The sequence below is a fragment of the Streptomyces zinciresistens K42 genome (assembly GCF_000225525.1).
Classification (GTDB): Bacteria; Actinomycetota; Actinomycetes; order Streptomycetales; family Streptomycetaceae; genus Streptomyces; species Streptomyces zinciresistens.
The window spans coordinates 1-19,557 of record NZ_AGBF01000035.1 but is presented as its reverse complement, the minus strand read 5'-3'; the positions used below and the strand labels follow the sequence as shown (position 1 = coordinate 19,557).

Below are 19,557 nucleotides of genomic sequence, written 5' to 3'. Positions count from 1 at the left end.
GCCACCAGGAGCAAGTCACTGTGATCCCATCCCATCCGCCCGACAGTCCCCTGACCGGCCGCGCAATCTCCAACCAGCTTGCCCACAGCACGGTGTACGGCCCCGTCATCCAGGCCGACAGCGTCGCCGATGTCCATGTGACCGTGCATGAAGCAGTGTTCACTCCGCCAACGCCTCGCCAACTTCCGCCCGTGCCCGCCGTATGGACGGACCGGACCTACGACCTGGTCCAGCTGGCGGCCGCAGTCGACCGTCTGGGTGCCGACTCCGTGCGCTTGATCGCAATCAGCGGTCCCAGCGGCATCGGCAAGACCGCCCTTGCCACCAAGTTCCTCCACATGCATTTGGAGCAGTTCCCTGGCGGAGCTCTGTACGCCGATCTGCGCGGGTACGCCCCCGGGGGCCCCGCCTCCGCCTCGGAGATCCTCGCCCGTCTTCTGCGGTCCGTTCGTCCCGGCGTGCGTGCCACGTCGGCCGAGGAGCTCGGCGCATGGTGGCGTACGGCGACCGCCGTCCCCGACCGTCCGGTGTGCGTCCTGCTGGACAACGCCACCGACGCAGACCAGGTGCAGGCGCTGCTGCCGGGCGGCCAAGGCCACGTTGTCGTGACCACAAGCCGTCACGTGCTGGGAGGCCTCGCCGGCCATGGAGCCCGGTTCCACAGGGTCGAGCCGCTCGACGACGAGGCCGCGCAGGACTACCTCGTACGCCAACTCGGTCGGGAACGGGTCATTGGAGAACGTCAGGCCACAGCCCGGATCGTACGGCTGTCCGCTGGGCTGCCGATGGCCCTGGCCGTCGTCGTCGGCACCCTCGCAGCCCAACCGGACCAACCCCTGGCAGCCGCAACCTCCGCGCTGATGCATACCCGTGACTCAGTGCGGCTTTCCCACCCCGTTCTCACCCTGCAGGAGGTGGCTGTGACCACAGCCCTCGACGATCGCTATCAGCAACTCCCGCCGGCCGCCGCGACGGTGTACCGGCGCTCGGGCAGCATGTTCCCCCTGGACGTCGACCCCGCACTGGCCGCAGCCCTCTCCGGCCTGACCCAATCCGCCGCGCGGGAAGCCTTAGACGTGCTGCGCTCCGCAGGCATGATCGAGGCCGTCCAGGCCGGGGACGACCCTGTACGAGGCGCCGTCTACCGATACCACGACAGCGCCCGCGAACACGCCGCCGAGCGGTTCGCCCAGGAGGAGCCGGACGGTGCGCAGGAGGTGCTGCGCATGGCGCTGGACTTCTTCCTCGACGCCGCCTCACGCGCCGAACGGCGCCTCACCCCCACGCACCGCCCGCTCGCCCGGGAGTACCGATTCGAACCTGCGGACCCGGTCACCTTCAACACCGACGCCGAGGCCCTGGCGTGGCTGGAAGCCCAGCAGGACAACCTACGTGCCGCCGTCATCACGGCGGCCGCCGCCGGGCTCGACTCATCGGTCTGGCAGCTCACGCACGCCCTCTGGCCTCTGCTTCGCGCCCACCACGACTACGACCTCTGGACAGTCACCCACTCACACGCGGCCCGCGCGGCCCGCAACTGCCAGGATTCCGCCGCCGAACTGGAGATCCTTGGCACTTGGGCCGTCGGGATACGCGGTGCTGGCCAACACGACGAGGCAATCGAGGCGTTCGACCAGGTACTTCACCTGGCCAGATCCGCGAACGACGGGCGAGGCGAAGCGCAGGCCCTCCACGAGCTCGGCGCAACCCACCTCGCTGCGAACTGTCCCGCGGATGCCGAGCCCTTCCTCCTCCAGGCCCTCACTCGACGTACCGAGCTCGCGCGCCAGGCCGAGGCCGACGAGGACACCCGGGAAGAGATCACCTTCCGGCGCGCGGTCGCCATCACCAAGGTCTGCCTCGGCCAGGTTCAGCTTCTGCTCGAACGGTCATCCGAGGCGATCGGCACGCTCTCCTCCGCCCGTGCCACCCTCGTCTCCCTCCAGGACTCCATCGACGCGGCGCGCGCGCTGGCCTGGCTCGCCCGCGCGCATGCGATCGACGGCGATCTCGACGAGGCGGCACTCCTCGGGCGTCAGGCCGTCGACGAGTTCGACCGCGCCGGCTCCCCACGTTGGCGGGCGCACAGCCGCGAACTGCTCGGCCAAACCCTCCAGGCAGCTGGCCGCCGCAACGACGCCGAGGCCCTTTACCAGCGGGCCGTCGCCATCTACACCCCCATCAGTCCGCGCGACGCAGACCGCGTACGGCAGCAACTACGTGCTCTGTCCTCGTGACCTGCCCCCACGTGCTCAATCAGCCACGCAGCCGGAGGTGGACAGCATGACAAAGCAGACCGACGCGACCGAGCTCGACCTGGTCGGCTGGAACATCCTGAACGGAGGAATCGACGGAGACCAGGAGTACCGCCGGGAACGGCAGATCGACTTCCTGGCCTCCTTACAGGACCTTGATCTGCTGTGGATCATGGAGGCCACGGACTGGGACAGGGGAGATCGCTTTGCCGATCTGGCCGACGCCACGGGGCTGACCGCGCTCCCGTACGTGACCTCCAGCAACGGCGACGGACGTAACCACAGCTGCATGTACTACCGAGCCGACAGGCTCCGCCTCGTCTCGCCGTCCAGTGTGCTGGCCCGCGGAGCCTTGCATCACGGGGCAATGCGAGCGGAGTTCGAGGTGAACGGCGTGCGCCTGCTGGCGCTCGGAGCGCACCTCACCTATAGCAGCCCTGCAGGCCGGCTGCTGGAAGTCCCTCATCTCGCCGACTACGGGCAGAAGTTCGGAGACTGGCCGGAGGACTGTGTCCTGATCCAGGACGGGAACAGTCCCGACCTCCACGATCCGGAGCCGGCGGACTGGTCAGCGGTGCCGCAGAATCTCTGGCACCGCTATCGAAAGCGTCTGGGCGACGGTTCGTACGGCGGGTGGGACACCGACGCTCTGCAGATGCTGCTGAATGCCGGCTGGCGTGACCCGCAGGATGACGTGCCGATGCGGCGGCCACCCACGGTCGGCTACTGGTACGAGAACGAGCAGGTTCCCCTCCATCTCGACCAGGTCCTCGTCACCGGTCGGCGGATCGAGGTGGTCGACTACCGCACCCTCGGTGCGCCCCGCTCCTTCGCCCCGGACATCCCTGCCCCAGACACCCCGGGCACGGAGTTCGGTCTGACCGACCTGTCCGACCACCTGCCCGCCCATCTGCGTATTCGCCTGCACCGCAACCCGATCCGCACAGCGGCCTGAATCAGAAGCTGCGAAACCCGGGACGCGAAAGGGCTGCCGTAGGCGGCGCTCTCGGGTCCCCATTCACCATCACTTCAGCCAAAGAAGGGCGCGACCAGAAGTGCCAGTTTTGCCCCAAGTCCCCGTAGGACAGGACGGGTTCATACCGATTCCTGTGCTGCGTGAGGTCGACATCATGGCCGGCGAAACGGGCGTCGAGCCCGTCATCACGTTCGAGGGCACGGCCGCGGTCCGTCTCACACACACGAGCGGCCGTCTGCGGATCGAGACGGTCTTCCGCCCGAGCAGCAACGGATGGAAGAGGAACGCCTACCAGTTCTTCCGGGACGGTGAGCGCAAACCCATGCCGAAGTCCTGGGAGGCCTATCGCGCGCTCCGCGAGCGCCTTCCACCCGACGCTTCCGGGCTGGCGGTGCTCCCTGCCCTGACGCCGCTCAGCCCAGGCGAGCCGCTCCCCCTCCAGATCCGTCAGAGCCTCAGCCAATGCGAGATACGGCTGGGCGGTCGTGACGACGTCGCCGTCTCCGTCGGGCGCGACGGTAAAGGTCGATACGTCCTCGCCATCGCAGGAACGAAGGCGACCCTGCACATGACCTTCGAAACCCTCGTCCGCAGCGGCAGGAAATGCGCCGTTCTCGCCAGTACCGATCCGATACGGGTGATCACTGCAGAGGGAGCGGACCTCACGGAAGAGGTCCAGGGCAAGCTCAACAAGGCACTCGCCCGAATTCTCCCTGACCCTCCGGGTGCCGCGTCGCCCGAAGCCGACCCGGGGCGGCCCCAGGGAGCGCAGGCAGGGGGACCGTCGGACCGGACGGGCACTGTCATGCGGTGTTAGCCGCTACCGGCCAGCAGAGCCCTCCCGTACCGCCGAGCGGACCCGTGTCCGGTCCGACGGCGTCCGGGACCCCGCATCTGACGGCCCCCCGCTGACCTGTGGGCAGCGGGGGGCCGTTTCGGCATCACCCCAGGGCGATCCGTCCTGCCGTCGCCCTGTCCAGCGGCGACTACTGGGTGTTCAGCCCATGTGGAATCCGGTGCGGAGTCCCGGCCTGGGCGATCTCTGCTCCGCACACGCGAGCCCGATTCCCTCCTACCTGACCCAACTTGCCCAGTTCTAATACGAATTGACATGCTTTCAGTTGTGATGCAACCTTCTGTCGCGCCCGCTTCGGAGGGCCGACGAGAGAGGAAGATCCACGGCACGACTCACCGAGTACGACGAGAGCCAGGCCGCGAAGCGTCTGCGGGTGCCCGTGGCGGCCTTCCGGTGGGCGCGGCACGCCGGCGTCATCCCGGCGCCCGACGCGTCCTCCAGCCACTGGTCGCGGCCGGCGGTGGAGGCGATGGCCCCGGAGGCGATCCGGACCTCGCTCCCCCGGGAGCCGATCGGCGCGGCCGTGGCCGCGGACTTGATCGCCCAGGCGCTGGGCACCCCGAACCTTCCCGACGATCCGCCGGCCGTAAGCGCGTTCGCCGTGCGCCGGCTCATCCACCTCGGTCTGCTGGCCAACCTGAGCGCGGACCCGGACGCCGTGCTCGTCAACCCTGACCAGGTGGCCGCCGTTTGCGCGATACCCGACCTCGCTTCGCGCCTCGCGGCCGAAGCGCCGCTCGGACCGGACCAGTCTGCGGCCCGGCTCGGCGTCAGGCGGGTGGACTTCGACTACATGCTCACGTTGAAGTGGGTGGAGCCGGTCGAGCGGCGCAAGGTCTCGTTCGGGACGTCCAAGGCAGGGGCGGTCACGGTGCCGATTTTCCGTACAGCCGACATCGACGCCCTGCCTGGCGCCCATCCGGAGATCGACTGGCAGCAGCTGGTTGCCGTGCGCAAGGGCCAGCGTTCACCGCTGGCCGCACTCGCGAGGGAGGCCGCAGAGGCCGCCTGACAGAGCAGGTGGGAAGACCCGCCCGGCATGGGCGAGGCGCCTGCGGTGATCTCGCGGATCCAGCGAGCGCAGGCGCCTCTGCTATGCCCCGGACAGTGTGCGGGGGTTCAGTGACTGCAACCCAGGGCTCACAAAGATCATTGTAAAGGCTGACTTGATAGGCTGCGAGGTCTTTTCTCCTTGATGTAGCGGTCTGGAGAGTTCCTCGGCCGGTCAGCGTGCGGAAGCGGGAGCGAGTCGGGTGTCCGCGATGCGGGTGGTCTCGCGGATCAGCGCCCGGTCCCATCCGGGAGCGTCGGGAAGCGAACGGATGTAGCGGCGGAGGTCGCGGGCCTGGACGACGGTGACGCCGTCGAGATGGATCCGCCCTCCGGGGACACGGGCGCCGTGGACCGCGATCACCGCGTGGACCGGCCAGCCGAGGACGCGCCTGACCTGCTCCGCTTCCCAGCGGACGGTGGCGACTGCGGGGCCCTGGGAGTAATCGCCGTACCAGAGCTGCCCGTTGCTCTTGACACGCACCTTCGAGGTGACCGAGGTCCAGTTCTTGGTGTCGACGTAGATGAGGCCGGATCGCCCGACGATGAGGTGGTCGAGGTTCGCGCGCGATTTAGGTACGGCTCGGTCGTGGAGGACGGCGTACCGCCGCGTCCAGATCAGAGGGAAGAGCAGCCGTGCCGTGCGGCGCTCGCCAGCCGCGCCGATGGCCCAGGAGTTCCGCCCAGGGGAGGTGCGGCAGCTGCCGACGATGAGGGCGGCAGCTGCCGCAGTGGCGCCCGCCTTGATGCCGAGAATCTGAGTCATGAGGAACGCGAGTGCGGCCGCGAATACCAGAGTGATGGGCAGGGGAAGCGCCCGCCGGCGCTGGCGTGCTGCCATCTGCTGTGCGCTGGCTCCTGCGCGGTTGCGGCGGCGTGCCGAGCTCAACGGGCGATCCCCTCGTTCGGTGGTGTGCCGTCGGACCGTATGACGGCTGGTCTGTGGACAGATTTCGCGCGGAGGCCCGCGTCCCGCCGCCGGTCGGCCGGCGGCGGGACACTCGCGGGTCGTCCTTGCCCCTCCGGGGAGGGGCAAGCTCTCGGGGAGCGACGAGGTCAGCAGCCGTTCGCGACGGGCGTGAACTTGACCTTGTCGCCCTCCTGCGCGGTGCTGGCCTTCGCGTAGGTGGCGTGGGTGACCTGGAACCACACGTCCCGGCGGCGCTGGTCGCCGTTGACGGCATCGAGTTCCACGCACCAGCGTTCGTGGCGGATCACCCGGGTGTAGGACTCGGTTCCGCTGCGCACCTTGCGGCAGGTGGTGACGGGCCTGTTCTCATACCAGGTGGTGGTCGAACTGCGCTTGCCCACGCGCGTGCGCGACGTGTGCTTGATCTTCTTGGTGGTGGTCGTGCACCGGTTGACCATGCGGGGCCGGACTGCGGACGCGGTCTTCCGGGTGACGTGGCGAACGTCGTCACGGAGGCCGGAGACGGTGTCGTCGTGTCGGGCTTCCGCAGGGGCGTCGCTCCGGTGAGCGCCCGTGGCGGGGCCGCAGGCACTCAAGCCCACGCTGAGGATGAGGGCTACTCCGGACAGCAGCATCTGCCGCTTCTTCGTCATCAACTCTCTTTCCTTGGGGCCTCATTGCAGGCCTCCTTCGCGGGCGAGGCGTTCCCACACCTTCCACCCGTTGACTCTTAAGACACTACATGCACGCTTGCAGAATGGCAAGTCTTAAGAGACGCGCATCAGAGGCGTCGCATGACCGCGACGACGCGGCCGAGGATCGTGGCCTGATCTCCCGGGATGGGCTGGTACGCCGGGTTGCGCGGAACGAGCCAGACATGACCCCCGTCGCGACGGAGGCGCTTCACGGTCGCCTCGCCGTCGATCATGGCGGCGACGATGTCTCCGTTGAGGGCATCGGACTGCCGGCGGACAGCGACCCAGTCGCCGTCACAGATGGCCGCGTCGACCATGGAGTCACCGACCACCTCGAGCGCGAACACCTCACCCTCGCCGACGAGCTGCCGGGGCAGTCGCAGGACGTCCTCGACGTCCTGCTCGGCGGGGATGGGCGCACCGGCGGCAATGCGTCCGGCGAGCGGCACGCAGACCGGGGCGGCTCCCGCGTCGGCCGGAACCTCGCTGCCCACAGGCGGCGGCGCGAGGACGTAGGCACGCGGCAGGGTCGGATGGCGGCGCAGCGCACCTTTCCTCTCCAACGCCTTGAGCTGGTGGGACACGCTGGAGGGGCTCGCGAGATCGACGGCCGCGCCGATCTCCCGCATGGAGGGCGGGTATCCGCGCCGGCGGGTGAAGTCACCGATGTAGTTGACGATGCGGCGCTGCCGGTCGGTTAACCCCTCCTCGGCCGGTTGCGGGCCGACCGGGCGTCCGGGACGGCGCGAGGCAGCAGCGCTCAAAGCCGTCCCCCTCCCCCATTTCGATGATCTTCGTCTACCAGCACATTAGCCCGTCGACAGGAAACAGACAGCCGCCGATTCGATTCCGTGATCCGGCTGATTCACCCGGCCCGAAGAGCGCTCTCCGCGGGTGCAACCGACCCGTTCAGCTGCAACGAATCGACGTGTTCGATTTTTGTTCGATACGGTGATTGGATCCAGCCACGTGGCTGGATGGGCAAGGGGGTGTGCTGGAACGGAGGTGCCGGATGCCTGGTGGTGTGCACCTGCGGGTCGCGAGCGGCTACTCCGCGCGGTTCGGTGCCTCCTTGCCTCAGGACCTGGTCCGGCGTGCCGCCGAGCGCGGGGTCACCACCCTCGCGCTGACCGACCGGGACACCGTGGCCGGCATAGTGCGCTTCGCTCACGCTGCCGCTTCCGCCGGGATCCACCCGGTGTTCGGCGTGGACATCGCCGTCGCCGCCCTCCGACCGTCAGCAACTCGTGAACGGGCCCGGACGCCGGTACGCGGCGGTGCTCACGTAGTGGAGCCCGCGCTTCGCGTGACTCTGCTGGCGAAGAACGCCCTGGGGTGGGCCCGGCTATGCCGTCTGCTGTCGGCGGCACACGCCCAGGCATCCGGCGGATCGCCCGTGGTCTCGTGGTCGGTCCTGCGCCAGTACGCCGACGAGGATCTGGTGGTGCTGCTCGGCCCTACGTCCGAGCCCGCGCGAGCACTCTCGGCCGGGCGGCCGGATCTGGCGGTTCAGCTGCTCGCGCCGTGGCGCGAGCTGGCCGGAGAGAACGTACGGCTCGAAGCGGTCTGGCTGGGCCAGTCCGGAACGGGGCCGGGCTCGCTGCGGCTGGCGGCGCGGACCCTCGGCCTGGCCGATCAGGAGAGGGTGGGCGTGATCCTGACTAACGCGGTGCGGTACGCCGACCGCGGCCAGCACCGGCTGGCCGACGTGCTCGACGCGGCCCGGCTCCTGCGCCCGGTCGACCGCCGACGCCTGGACGGCGGGGAGCGCTGGCTAAAGGGACCGGACGCCATGGCGGCCGTCTCGGACCGGATCGCCGCGGCCGCCGGCGGCGGCGCGGATCGCGCCGCGGCCCTGCTCGCCGAGACGGCGGCGATCGGGCAGCAGTGTGTGATCGACCCGGTGCGGGACCTGGGGATGGGCCGGCCGCACTTCCCCGAGGCACAGGTGGTGGGGGCGGGACCGAACAACGGGGACGCGATGCGCCTGCTGCGCCAGCGGTGCGAGGCGGGCATGGTCGCCCGGAGCCTGGACACCGACCAGCGCGCCATGGATCAGCTGGAGTACGAGCTCGGGGTCATCGAGAGGTTGGGCTATGAGGCGTACCACCTCGCCGTGGCGCAGGTCGTGAGCGATGTCAGGGCGATGGGGATCCGGGTGGCCGCACGCGGCTCGGGCGCCGGGTCCATGGTCAATCACAGCCTCTTCGTGGCCACTGCGAATCCCGTCTCCCACCGGCTCCTCTTCGAGCGGTATCTATCGGAGCGCAGGACCTCGCTCCCTGACATTGACCTGGACGTCGAGTCGGCACGGCGGCTGGAGGTCTACGACAGGATCTTCGAGCGGTTCGGCCGCGAGCGGGTCGCTGTCACAGGTATGCCGGAGACCTGGAGGGCCCGGCACGCCCTCCGGGATACCGGACTTGCGCTCGGTCTGGCACCTCAGGTCGTCGACGAGATCGCCAAGGCCTTCCCGCACATCCGGGCCCGAGATATCCGCTCCGCGCTCAAGGAGCTCCCCGAGCTGCGCGACCTGGCCCGCCGGGCGGACGGCTTCGGACCGTTGTGGGAGCTCGCAGAGGGGCTCGACGGGCTGCCACGGGGCTACGCGATGCATCCGTGCGGGGTGATCCTGTCCGACGCGAATCTGCTGGACCGGGTGCCGGTGCAGCCAACCCCCGGCGGCCAGTATCCGATGATCATGGCCGACAAGATCGACATCGACGTGGAGGGAGACTGGCGGGGCTGGGGCCTGCTGAAACTGGACGTGATCGGGGTCCGGATGCAGAGCGCTATGGCGCACGCGGTCGCGGAGATCCGCCGTGTCACCGGCCGGCAGATCGACCTGGACAACCCAGACCATGTTCCTCTGGACGACCCGGCGACGTTCGAACTGATCCGCCGCGGGGCCGTGTTGGGCTGCTGGCAGATTGAGTCCAGCGGCCAGCAGGATCTGATCGGCCGGCTACAGCCGCAAAACCTGGCGGATGTCATCGCCGACATCAGCCTCTTCAGACCCGGACCTGTGGCGGGCGGCCTTCCGGCCAGGTTCATCGCCGCCCGGCACGGGATAGAGGCGCCCCGCTATGCACACCCTGACCTGGAGCCGATCCTGGACGACACGTACGGGGTGATCATCTGGCACGAGCAGATCATCGCCGTCTTCGTCCGTATGACGGGGTGCGACCGCGCCGCCGGCGATGTGGCACGCCGGGCGCTCGCCGACTCCGACCGGCTGCCGCGCGTGGAGACGTGGTTCCGACGGGCCGCTGCGGAACGAGGCTACAGCACCGAGGTGATCAGCGACGTCTGGTCGACCGTCAAGGAGTTCGGGGCATACGGCTTTTGCCGCGCCCATGCAACGGCGTTTGCCGTTCCCGCAGTTCAGAGCGCATGGCTGAAGGCACACTATCCGGCTGCGTTCTTCGCCGGCCTGTACCAGCACGACCCCGGGATGTGGAGTCGCCGCGTCCTGGTCGCCGACGCGCGCCGCCTCGGCGTGCCCGTCCTGCCGGTCGACGTCAACGCCTCGCGGGTCGCCCACAGCGTCGAGTCGACCTCCGAAGGGTGGGGGGTGCGGCTGGCACTGTCCACCGTGAAGGGCATCAGCGAGGTGGAGGTCGGCCGGATCGCCGCCGGTCAGCCCTACAGCAGTCTGCAGGACCTGTGGCAGCGCGCCCGGCCCTCGCTGCCCACCGCGCAACACCTGATCCAGATCGGCGCCCTCGCCTCTCTCCAGGGCAGCCTCACCCGGCGGGACCTGCTGCTCCAGGCCACCGAACTACACCGCCACTCACGCAACCGGACGGCCACCGACGGACAGCTCCCACTCGGCGGGGAGCTGGTCACCGCGGGCCCCGCCGGGCTGCCCGAGATGACCAGCCGCGAGCGGATGAGTGCCGAGCTGGAGGTGCTGTCCGTCGACGTGTCCCAGCACCTCATGGACCATCACCACCGGTTGATGCGGGAGTTGGGCGCAACCGACGCCGCGCACCTGCGCGCACTGCACCGCGGTCAGCGGGTCTTGGTCGCCGGCGTCAGAGCGGCCACCCAAACTCCCCCGATCCCGTCGGGTAAACGGGTGATCTTCTGCACGCTCGAGGACGGGTCGGGCCTGGTCGACGTCGCGTTCTTCGAGGACTCCCACGACGTGTGCGCGCACACCGTGTTCCACAGCGGCCTCCTCCTGGTCCGGGGCACGGTGGAACGACGAGGCGCGCGCAACACCATCGTCGGCGAGATGGCGTGGGACCTGGAGGACGTCGCGGCCGCCCGTCGCGACCACGGCCCGCAGGCCGCGCTGGAGATGCTCGGGCAGGACGCGCCAGCCCGCACCCCGGCCCAGTCCACTGAGGAGGCAACCACCCCGGCGCCGCGGACACTGACGGATGGAACAGCCGGCTCCCGGCTTCACCCCTACGCCGACCTCCATCCTGCGGGGACACGCTCCGCCGACCTGCGCCGACTGGGGCATCGCAGTCCGGGAAGTGCGGGGTGACCAGATGACCGACATCATCCACATCCGGTTCGAGATCCCGGCAGCGGCCGACGACCTGGTGGCGGACCTTCGGCTCCTGCTGGAGGATTTCACGCCCCGCGTCCAGTTCCTGCCTCCGGACAGCGCCCGGCTCGACGTCACCGGAGCCCGCCGCTTCTGGGGGCGGGACGCCCGAGGGATCGCCCAGGTCATCCAGTTGCGGGCGGTCGCGCTGTACGGCGTGCGCAGCGCGGCGGGCACGGCGTCGTCCCCGATGCTTGCCGCGATGGTGTCTGCGCTCGCCCCCCTCGGCCAGGTCTTCGCCGTGGGGCACGGCACCGACGAGATCCGCACGTTCCTTCATCCTCGGCCGGCCCGGGAGCTGCCGGGCGTCGGCACCGCGACAGCTGGCACGCTCGCCCGGTTCGGTCTGTACACCGTCGGGGACGTCGCCGCCGTCCCCCTGCACACGCTCCAGCGTCTGCTCGGTGCCCGCGCGGGCCGGGCACTGTACGACCGGGCCCGCGGACACGATGTCTCCGCGGTCGACTCCGCGCCGCCAGCACGGAGCCTCAGCGCACAGCACCGGTTCGTCTACGACGAGCTCGACGCCGTGCAGCACCGGCGGGTGCTCCTGGCGCTCGCCGTGGAGCTCGGCGCGCGCCTGCGCGCGGCCGGGCAGATCGCCGAGGGAGTGTCGGTCATCGTGTCGTACGCCGACCGGTCTGCCACCACGCGCAGCCGAATCCTGCCTGAGGCGAGTCACCACACGGTCTTCCTGGGCCGGGGTGCATACGCGGCGTACGAGACGCTCGGGCTGCAGCGAGCTCGGGTGCGGGGCATCATCCTGCGCGCTGACGGGTTGCGGCCGGCGGACCGGGCGACGCGGCAGCTCGCCCTGGACGCCCAGGACGACAAGCAGCTGCTGATCGAGGCGGTCGCCGATCGGGCGCGGGCCCGGTTCGGGGACGGCGTGCTGTATCCGGCGGCACTGGCATCGGCGCCGCCGGGCCGGTATCGGTCAGCGGACGGGATCGGGTGACGTCCAGCCGGGCGGTGCGACTTCAGGAAGGATCTCGAAGAGGGCGTCGGTCGTCCACACCATGCCCAGATCGGCGTTCGGGTCGAGCCGTCCGCTGTAGACCCCGACCAGGGCGGTGACCGACTCGTCGTGCGCGATGACATCGCCGCCGGCGACGACCGGTTCGCCGGGCCTGATGTGCATCACGACCGGTGACCCGGACTGGCCGGGACGAGTGCGGGAGTCGAGGAGGAATCCGGGCAGTTGGTCCCAGCGGGCGAAGGGCTCGCTCGCGACCGGCGCTGCCGTCCACACCGCGAACGGCCAGCTTCCCGTGTGGCCAAAGGGGAAGCCGAGGACGAACAGGCGGTCGGTGATCCGCAGGGGGATGTCGACGTCCACCTCGCTGCCCTGCTGGGCGCGGCGTTCGGGGGCGAACAGGTCGCGCAGGGTGGGCCAGGTGTTGGGCATGAACGCCTCCACCGCGCTGTCCGGGACGGCGCCAATGTGCAGTGCGGCGATGTCGATCCGCCGCTCGCCGGGGCTGCGCCACCGTGGGCCGGACTGGAATTCCTCGTCGTACAGCTCGAAGTCTCGGTCGATGGGGTGGAAGGCGTCGTCCCCTTCGCCGGCGAAGCGAACCCGGAGGTAGTCCGGGCGAAGGCCGTCGGCGCGCATGGCCTCACCGTTGTCTGAGCGCCGTCCGCTGAGGACGTGCCAGGCGGTGACGAGCCAGAAGTCTCCGGGGATCCCGACCAGGAAGCCCGTGGCCGGCCCGAGGAGGGTGTCCTCGCTCCCTCCCAGGGAGCGGTGCCATGCCTCGATGTACAGGGCGCCGAAGGACAGTGTGTGGATACTGCGGACTCCTCGCATGCGCAGGAGCCTATGCGCCGGCGGGTGAGCGGCCGGCGTCCCCGGTCGACGCCGTGGCAACTCGCCCGTGATGGAGGGAGCTTGGCTGCTCGTGAGGGCTCGTGCGGCCTTGGCTCACGCTCTCGGGGAGGTCAGGGTGACGTCCACGGCTGGGCCTCGCTCACGCACGGTTCGGAGCAGATCGTGAAGCTCTTCATGCCCAGGGTGCTGAGCCGAGAGTTGATCCGCGTTGATGGCAAGGAAGACCCGCCCCCCTTGGACGTCCGCGAACTGGCCGTATCGCTGCCTGGCCGCCACCGGTCCAAGCTCCCGGCACTCGATCGTGTGGAGGGCTCGGTTCAGCTGGTGGATGAAGGCGCCAACCTCGGCGTCGGGGGGCAGTGACTTCCAGCCCCGCCCGCTCCCAGGAGATACGACAAATGCCGCCGCAGTTGAAGATTCATGGCCCATGACGTGCATTCTCCTTCGCAGTCAAGGTTGCGAGACGGATTCCTGGTCTAGACGCACTCGGTGTGCGTCGCGGGGTCATCCGCGCTGCACTGGGGATCGGTGGGGCAACGCGGAGGGCTTAGAGATGAGGAGTCCGGGCCGCGTGGTCGTCACCTCCCTGACCATCCAGCCGTCTTCACGCAGCAGGTCGGCGTAGGCGGCGACGAGAACAAACTCCTCAGCTGCGTTGCCGGCGAACGTGCGGTCGTTGTCGGCCCTCGGGAACGGGGCACGGTGACCGACGCGAGCCTGCTCCGTACCCGGCGCCCCGGGCAGGCACAGGAAGCCGGCCGTGGCGACGGCACCGGTCGCGTCGAAAGTTGCCGCGGGATGGTGTGCCAGCAGAAGCGCAGTGGCAGCCGCGGCTACAGCCGCGGTTTCGTCCTCGGTCAGGTCCGCTGTTTCCATGGAGTTCCCCTTTCAGCGGGCAGTCGGTCGGTCCCGTGCGGCTGTGGATGCGAGCTGGTCCGGGACGGTCCGGAGGCGTACGACGGTCTGCGGACCGTCAGGAGAGAGTCTTCGAGAGGCGACCGGGTGACCCGGGTCGCGAGTAGCTGGCTTCGCCGAGGAAGAGGACGAGGGGCGGGTGTGGGGAGGCGGCCAGGGCGGACTCCGGTGTGCTCGTCGCTGCCGTGGCCCGAATGGATCCGGGGCGGTGGCCGCGAGGGCCTGGCGGCGCATCGGCTTCGGTGATGGGCGACCGCCAGGCCAGGGTCAGGATCGCACGCCCTCCTGGCCGGGAGGGCCGGGGATGCGGGTCAGTGGTTGGGCTTCCATCCTCGGAGTTCGATGTGGCTGATCTTGGTTCCCTCGGCGAGGCGCCCGGTCTCCTCCATCCAGTCGCTGATGGCCGCGGTGACGTCACCGCCGGCGCTGGTGACGCGCTGGTGCCATTCCTGCGCGTCCATGCCGGCGCCGCCGCGGCCGTAGCTGCGTTCCTCGGTGCCGTCGGGGCGCTGGACGACGTGGGTGCGCACGCGCGGGCTGTCCTCATCCCGGCCGGAGTCGATGAGGAAGCGCCCCTTCGACGCTCGGACGGTGAAGGCGATGACACCGCGGGCCGCGGCGGCCTCCTCGATGATGGGCTTGAGGCGGGAGGCGCCGGAGGCGATGTGCTGACGTCCGGCGCGGGCGAAGCCGGAGTTCCACTCTTCGTCGACTTCGTGCTGGAGCGCGTCCTTCTGTCGTACGCGGGCCAGTCGTCCGGACTTCGTGCGGCGGCGCTGGACGTACTGGCCGGCGAGGGCTTTGAGTGACGCGAGGTCTCGGGGGCCTCCGGCCTGTACTTCCTGGACGACGGCCTGGAGGGCTGCGACGTACGCCTGTCCGGCGCCGGGGCCTCGGGTGAAGAAGTGCGAGACGATGGCGGAGTTGCGGCCGAGGATTTCGGCGATCTCGCTCTTCTTGAAGCCCTCGGCCAGGAGGTGGTCGGTCAGGCGTGCGGCCTCACTGGGGGGCGGTGGGCTGGTTCGGCGCCTGCGCGGCGGCATGGTCCCCGGGCTCCTTTCTTGTCGTGCCGGTCAGAGGTTGGCGGAGGCGGTGTCCTGCTGTTCCTCCAGGTAGGCCCGGCCGAGGGACTGCAGGGTGTAGAAGTCGTTTTCGGTGAGGGGGGCGGTGGAGGGGTTGGGAACGATGCCCTTGAGGAGGTAGTCCCCGGGGTCGCCGTTGTAGGGCCAGTTGGGCTGGACGGTGGTGTAGAGGGCGTCGGTCCGGATGGCCACGATGCTCCCGGCCGGGAGGTGGAGGGCGCCGACGTGGGTCTTCTGGCCGTCGGTGCCCTTCACGCTCGTGGAGAGCAGGGCGGCGCGTGCGGCGGACCATACGCCGGCGGACCACTCGGGGTGCGCGTTCGGGTTGCGGCGCATCTGGGTGCGCTCCCAGATGACGGTCTGTCCGTCGATCGTCTTGATCCGCGCGCCCTTGGGAATCTGGTTCTCCTGGCCGAGCTGGACGGAGCCGGTCGTGATCGTCGGCCGCTGCGCGAACCCACCGATGCCGTACAGCAGGATGCTGCGCACGGCACGTGAGGCCAGTCGGTACGCCGTGCGAAGTTCGTCGTCGCCGGCGACCTGCGCCGCGGTGGCCAGTTCCGCCCAGGCCTTCTTCAGCTTCTCGGACCATTCCTTGAGCGGCGTGCCGCTCTCCCACAGCAGGCCGTCGAGGATCTCGATCCGCCAGGGCTGGACAGGGTTGCGGAGCGCGAGGTTGATCTCGGCGCCGCCGGCCCAGGTCGTGAAGGTCCTGCCGCCCTCGTGGGGGTAGATCCACGCACGTTCGCCTTCGACGGCGAAGGGCAGGATGCCGACGTGGTTCCAGTCGTCGGGAATGGTGACCCTGACACGCCAGTGGCCCGGCTTGAAGAGAACGTCGCTCTGCTGCTTCTCCGACCAAGAGGCGAACTTCTGCGCGGTGACGCGTTCGGGGGCGCCGACACCCGAGGTCCAGGTGTGCTTGCCGTAGGCGAGGGTGCGGTCGAGTTCGTAGAGGGCGGGCAGCTGGTCCGGGACGCGAGGCGGGGTGATGAGTTCGGTGCGGCCCTGGCCGGAGGTGGCGTGGAGAAGTTGGCGGATCTCGTCGGACATGACGGGGTAGCCGTCGGCCCAGCGGGCGCCCTGCTTCGTGGGGAGAGTGCGCTGCCACAGGTCGCGGCCGGTCTGGCTGGGCGAGCCCATGATGACGAGGTCGGGCCAGATCCGCTTGAGGGCCTGCCCGAGCAGGACGAAGGCGTGGCGGATGGTGGCGACGTCGCTGCCGTCCGGGTCGAACCACTCGCTCACGCTGCGGATTTCGACGTGCTGCTTGCCGCGCTCCCAGCGCCCGACCGGGTTGCGTTCGTGGAGGAAGTGGCCGGCGAGGGTGTCCTTACCGCGTGAGGATTCGACCTTCCAGCCATCGGGCGTGGGGGCTTCGAGCCAGGCCCCGACCGCGTCCTTCAGATAGGGGTAGCGATCGGCATCCCGGTGCCACGGGGCACCCGCGGTGATGAAGATCCGCTCGGTGGTGTCGGGTGCGTAGGCGAATACCGCGGTGAGGATCTCACCGGCGCTGGCGCCGCCCAGGTCGAGCCGGACACGCTGGTTGCCGAAGAGGAGGTCGCCGGTCTTGGCGTCGAGGAAGACGGTAGGCCGCGACTGCTGCGTGAAGGTGGGCCGCTGAGAGCTGAGGTTCGGAGCCACGCTGAACCAGCGGTCGCCCTCCGGTCCATCGGGGATCACGGGCAGTTCCCGGGGGGCAACGTCGGGCCTGGTGTCAGCGGCGGGTTCCGCGGCCGGCGCGGCAGGGGCCTGGTCGACCGGCGCGGCGGGCGGCTGTTCGGCGTCGGCGTCGCGCTCGTTGGTGGTTTCGGTGTCCTGTTCGGGCACGGTGGCTGCCGGGGGCTGATGAGCGGCGATAGGGGCCATCTCCGGTGCTGCGGCGCCGCTTACCTCGACGGCCGGCCGCACGGCGGGCTTGCTGGCAGGCGCCGCACTCTCAGAAGTGCTGGAGGTCTCGGGGGCCAGGTGCGGGGCGAGCTCGACGATGTCCCTCACCGAACGTCCCGCCGCGGGCGCGATCTGGTCGGGCTTGGCCTTCGGGTAGCCCGCCACCTCCGTGATTTTTCGGTCGCGCCGACCCTCCAGCTTGCGCAGAGCCGCCTGAGCCTTCTTGATCTCATCGCGCAGCCCGCGCAGTTCGGCCAGCCCTGCCTTGTACTGCTGGGATTCCATGGGCTCAGTTGCTCCCTTCCTGCGCGGCGCGGGGGGTGACCGTGACGCTGTAGTGCGGGGGGATGGAGACGGTCAGGTTCTGTGTGCCGCTGAGGGTGATCACAGCCTGCCCGACGACGGCCTGACGCTGTGCGGGCTCGTCATGCCCCTGCGGCTGTTCGCCTTGGAGCAGGTCCCCCAGGGCGAGGAGCTTGAGAGGGGTGCCCTCTCCGGCCTTCCACGTGGGGGCCGGCGCGTTGAGGTGTGCGGCGTACCGGGAGGACGGGCGGCCGTGGAAGACGAGGCGCCTTCGGGGTTCGTCGCCGGTCCAGTGGTACCGCTCGCCGTCGCCGTCGGGGTGGATCTCGTAGACGGCCATGGTCTCGCCGCGTCGGCATGCGATGACCACGGCGATACGGTCGGGGTCGAAGTGCCGCTTGGTCGTGGAACGGCCCACCCATGGTGACCATTCTCCGAGGACGACGTCGGCTTCTGTCGACGTGCCGTCCTCGACTTCGCTCCAGCGTCGGGTGACGTTGACGGCGAGGACCTGGTCCGGCTCGGCGTTGCCGTCCGTCGGCATCGCTGCCCCCTTCGGTCTCGTACGGGCGTCTGCGCCCCCACCCTAGAACGCTTAAGAATGCTTACGCAACTAGCATTTCTAAGTATTCGTTCAGCTGGGTCCTGACAGCGGCTAGCCGCTGGCTCTGCGCGTGCTCGGCGTGCGTGCCTCTGCGGACTAACGAGGCTCCCTGGGGCGGCGGTGCGCCGTACTCGCCGGCGGGGACGCCCGGGCGGGGCGTCCCTCATGCCGCGGAGCGGCGCTCGCGCAACTGCTCGTGCAGCCTGGCCAGTTCGGCATAGAGCAGGTCCAGGTCCGCATCGGTGACCGTCGACGCGGTAGGCCGCGGGTGGGCGGCCGCCCGCGACGGCTGAACCCTCGTTGCCCGCGCAGGCTCGTCGGCTGCTGGCGGCAGGTCGCCGCAGAGCGTGTGCAGGGCGCGGGCGGCCGTCGGGCGTGGGACTCCGAACCACCTGATGATCATGTCCTCGGTGAGGGCCGCCGGATCCAGCCAGAGGTGGCCTTCCTCGATCTGGAGGCGCAGGGCGCGGGCGATGAACTGCTCCGACAGGTCGTCTCGTTCAGCCACGGGTTACTCCCTTCGTCTGCTGGTTGGTCTCCTGGCGCTTGCGCTCGGCACGCTCCCGCCGTGCCCGGCGGAGGGCCAGGGCATGGGTGAGCGCTGCGGGATCCGGCTCTGCGTGGTCGGGATCGATCGGACGGCCGACCGCTGGCGTGCCGGCAGACGGTTCATCCGCGCGGTCGCGGTCGGCCGGGCGGGACGCGTGGGCACCCTGGACCAGAGACCGCAGGGACGTCGTGCCCCGTGTCTCCGGCCGGGTTCCGTTGTCGCCACGTGCCGCAGGCCGTTCGCTGGCGAGGTCACCGCCGGCCGCGCCGGGCCGGGACCGGACGATGTCCTTCACGACGTCGGTCCCGAGCGCCTCAGCGAACCGCGCCAGGAGGGCGGGCTTCTCCAGCCGGAGCTGGGTGAACCACGCCGGCGAGTCGACCTGCACCTCCAGTTCGCCGACGGCCGCGCGGAACTTCACGGCCCGCACGTGCCCGGCAAGCCGAGGTCCGGCAATCGCCGGCCACTCGTCGACGGCGCTGCCCCCGACTGTCGGCGCCTCCCAGGCCCGATCGGTGATCAGCCCTTGGATCACCGCGGCGAGTCCTCTCGGGTCCCGGCCGTCGGAGGTCTGTCGGCCGCCCTCCTGGCGGGAGCGCGGCCGCGGTGTCCGGCTCTCGGTGGCGCCGCCGTTCTTGCGGGCGCTCTCCTTCGCCGCGAGGAATGCGACGCGTGCCAGGTCGACGCCGGAGAGCTGCGGGGCGGTCGTGTCGGTCATCAGTGCTCCTTACCGGCGTCCCAGGGACATCAGGGCGCTGTGGCCGGTGAGCCGCAGCGCGCGCTGGACGAGGTCGGTGCCGTACATGGACTCGGCGGTCGTCCGGCCGAACGCCTCGACGGCAGAGGTGACCAGGGCGGTGTCACCGTGCATGAACTCCGCCCATGCCGTCTGACGCATGACCTGCAGTTCCTCGACGGTCAGGTCCTGCGGTCCGGTGAGGTCGGGCAGTGCTTCGGCGAGTTCCGCCAGGCAGCCGCCGTTGCCGCAGGTGCCGGAGCCGAGGACGTCGCCGGGGACGACACGGGTGCCCCGGGAGGCGTAGGCGGTCATCTCCTCGAACGTCCAGCTCATGTGG

General features: G+C 69.9%; 18 protein-coding genes. 7 read left to right on the top strand and 11 right to left on the bottom strand.

The features are described 5' to 3' along the window. The first annotated feature begins 20 nt into the window (after positions 1-20). From SZN_RS13735 to SZN_RS13720, 4 genes are all read left to right on the top strand, one after another. Positions 21-2,237 carry a tetratricopeptide repeat protein gene (locus SZN_RS13735; protein WP_007495331.1) on the top strand — a complete coding sequence of 739 codons (2,217 nt, stop codon included), beginning with the start codon at positions 21-23 and terminating at the stop codon, positions 2,235-2,237. Positions 2,238-2,283: 46 nt separating this feature from the next. Then, entirely contained in the window at positions 2,284-3,210 is a 927-nt protein-coding gene (locus SZN_RS13730) for an exonuclease/endonuclease/phosphatase family protein (protein ID WP_007495329.1), read from the top strand. Between the two features lie 154 nt (positions 3,211-3,364). Next, positions 3,365-4,048 (top strand): hypothetical protein, encoded by a 684-nt coding sequence (locus tag SZN_RS13725; RefSeq protein ID WP_007495327.1) that lies wholly within the window; start codon positions 3,365-3,367, stop codon positions 4,046-4,048. Positions 4,049-4,460: 412 nt separating this feature from the next. Further along, positions 4,461-5,099, top strand: a complete 639-nt coding sequence (locus SZN_RS13720; protein WP_007495325.1) for a hypothetical protein — start codon at positions 4,461-4,463, stop codon at positions 5,097-5,099. A gap of 213 nt (positions 5,100-5,312) precedes the next feature. On the opposite strand, the gene SZN_RS13715 is transcribed toward SZN_RS13720, so the two are convergent. From SZN_RS13715 to lexA, 3 genes are all read right to left on the bottom strand, one after another. Next, the gene (locus SZN_RS13715; protein WP_167546303.1) at positions 5,313-5,903 is read right to left on the bottom strand and encodes a nuclease-related domain-containing protein; all 591 of its coding nucleotides are present in this window, start codon (positions 5,901-5,903) and stop codon (positions 5,313-5,315) included. Between the two features lie 290 nt (positions 5,904-6,193). Next, complete coding sequence (locus SZN_RS13710) at positions 6,194-6,700, bottom strand: hypothetical protein (RefSeq protein WP_007495321.1); 507 nt, start codon at positions 6,698-6,700, stop codon at positions 6,194-6,196. Between the two features lie 128 nt (positions 6,701-6,828). Continuing rightward, positions 6,829-7,506 carry a transcriptional repressor LexA gene (lexA, locus tag SZN_RS13705; protein WP_007495319.1) on the bottom strand — a complete coding sequence of 226 codons (678 nt, stop codon included), beginning with the start codon at positions 7,504-7,506 and terminating at the stop codon, positions 6,829-6,831. A 248-nt stretch (positions 7,507-7,754) separates the two neighbouring features. Between lexA and SZN_RS13700 the strand changes: the two genes are divergently transcribed. After that, positions 7,755-11,240 carry a DNA polymerase III subunit alpha gene (locus SZN_RS13700; protein ID WP_208865797.1) on the top strand — a complete coding sequence of 1,162 codons (3,486 nt, stop codon included), beginning with the start codon at positions 7,755-7,757 and terminating at the stop codon, positions 11,238-11,240. 4 nt (positions 11,241-11,244) lie between these two features. Next, positions 11,245-12,261 (top strand): DNA polymerase Y family protein, encoded by a 1,017-nt coding sequence (locus tag SZN_RS13695; RefSeq protein ID WP_007495315.1) that lies wholly within the window; start codon positions 11,245-11,247, stop codon positions 12,259-12,261. Here the strand turns inward: SZN_RS13695 and SZN_RS13690 are convergent. After that, positions 12,241-13,113, bottom strand: coding sequence for a trypsin-like peptidase domain-containing protein (locus SZN_RS13690; RefSeq protein ID WP_007495313.1), 873 nt, complete (start codon positions 13,111-13,113; stop codon positions 12,241-12,243). The two genes, SZN_RS13695 and SZN_RS13690, sit on opposite strands and share 21 nt — an antisense overlap. Positions 13,114-13,296: 183 nt before the next feature. Between SZN_RS13690 and SZN_RS13685 the strand changes: the two genes are divergently transcribed. Beyond that, positions 13,297-13,497: a hypothetical protein gene (locus tag SZN_RS13685; protein WP_007495311.1), complete on the top strand. Its 201-nt coding sequence runs from the start codon at positions 13,297-13,299 to the stop codon at positions 13,495-13,497. Positions 13,498-13,638: 141 nt separating this feature from the next. Here the strand turns inward: SZN_RS13685 and SZN_RS13680 are convergent, their stop codons facing one another. The 7 genes from SZN_RS13680 to SZN_RS43485 form a co-directional block, all read right to left on the bottom strand. Then, complete coding sequence (locus SZN_RS13680; RefSeq protein WP_007495309.1) at positions 13,639-14,010, bottom strand: hypothetical protein; 372 nt, start codon at positions 14,008-14,010, stop codon at positions 13,639-13,641. 350 nt (positions 14,011-14,360) lie between these two features. Further along, positions 14,361-15,092 (bottom strand): hypothetical protein, encoded by a 732-nt coding sequence (locus SZN_RS13675; protein ID WP_007495307.1) that lies wholly within the window; start codon positions 15,090-15,092, stop codon positions 14,361-14,363. Between the two features lie 30 nt (positions 15,093-15,122). Next, on the bottom strand, positions 15,123-17,309 hold the full coding sequence (locus SZN_RS13670) for a hypothetical protein (RefSeq protein ID WP_007495305.1): 2,187 nt from the start codon (positions 17,307-17,309) through the stop codon (positions 15,123-15,125). A gap of 4 nt (positions 17,310-17,313) precedes the next feature. Continuing rightward, on the bottom strand, positions 17,314-17,871 hold the full coding sequence (locus tag SZN_RS13665; protein WP_007495302.1) for a hypothetical protein: 558 nt from the start codon (positions 17,869-17,871) through the stop codon (positions 17,314-17,316). A 223-nt stretch (positions 17,872-18,094) separates the two neighbouring features. After that, positions 18,095-18,439, bottom strand: coding sequence for a hypothetical protein (locus tag SZN_RS13660; RefSeq protein ID WP_007495300.1), 345 nt, complete (start codon positions 18,437-18,439; stop codon positions 18,095-18,097). After that, positions 18,432-19,199 (bottom strand): DciA family protein, encoded by a 768-nt coding sequence (locus SZN_RS13655; protein ID WP_007495298.1) that lies wholly within the window; start codon positions 19,197-19,199, stop codon positions 18,432-18,434. Before SZN_RS13655 ends, SZN_RS13660 begins: the two co-directional genes overlap by 8 nt. A 9-nt stretch (positions 19,200-19,208) precedes the next feature. Beyond that, positions 19,209-19,557: fumarylacetoacetate hydrolase family protein (locus SZN_RS43485; RefSeq protein WP_007495296.1), on the bottom strand; the 349-nt coding region annotated here is incomplete at its 5' end.

What these genes read in the sequence shown, in the direction of transcription:
- SZN_RS13730 (WP_007495329.1), top strand. Translation starts at nt 2,284, where the DNA reads ATGACAAAGCAGACCGACGCGACCGAGCTCGACCTGGTCGGCTGGAAC.
- SZN_RS13715 (WP_167546303.1), bottom strand. Translation starts at nt 5,903, where the DNA reads ATGACTCAGATTCTCGGCATCAAGGCGGGCGCCACTGCGGCAGCTGCC.
- SZN_RS13710 (WP_007495321.1), bottom strand. Translation starts at nt 6,700, where the DNA reads ATGACGAAGAAGCGGCAGATGCTGCTGTCCGGAGTAGCCCTCATCCTC.
- SZN_RS13700 (WP_208865797.1), top strand. Translation starts at nt 7,755, where the DNA reads ATGCCTGGTGGTGTGCACCTGCGGGTCGCGAGCGGCTACTCCGCGCGG.
- SZN_RS13695 (WP_007495315.1), top strand. Translation starts at nt 11,245, where the DNA reads ATGACCGACATCATCCACATCCGGTTCGAGATCCCGGCAGCGGCCGAC.
- SZN_RS13690 (WP_007495313.1), bottom strand. Translation starts at nt 13,113, where the DNA reads ATGCGAGGAGTCCGCAGTATCCACACACTGTCCTTCGGCGCCCTGTAC.
- SZN_RS13680 (WP_007495309.1), bottom strand. Translation starts at nt 14,010, where the DNA reads ATGGAAACAGCGGACCTGACCGAGGACGAAACCGCGGCTGTAGCCGCG.
- SZN_RS13675 (WP_007495307.1), bottom strand. Translation starts at nt 15,092, where the DNA reads ATGCCGCCGCGCAGGCGCCGAACCAGCCCACCGCCCCCCAGTGAGGCC.
- SZN_RS13670 (WP_007495305.1), bottom strand. Translation starts at nt 17,309, where the DNA reads ATGGAATCCCAGCAGTACAAGGCAGGGCTGGCCGAACTGCGCGGGCTG.
- SZN_RS13665 (WP_007495302.1), bottom strand. Translation starts at nt 17,871, where the DNA reads ATGCCGACGGACGGCAACGCCGAGCCGGACCAGGTCCTCGCCGTCAAC.
- SZN_RS13655 (WP_007495298.1), bottom strand. Translation starts at nt 19,199, where the DNA reads ATGACCGACACGACCGCCCCGCAGCTCTCCGGCGTCGACCTGGCACGC.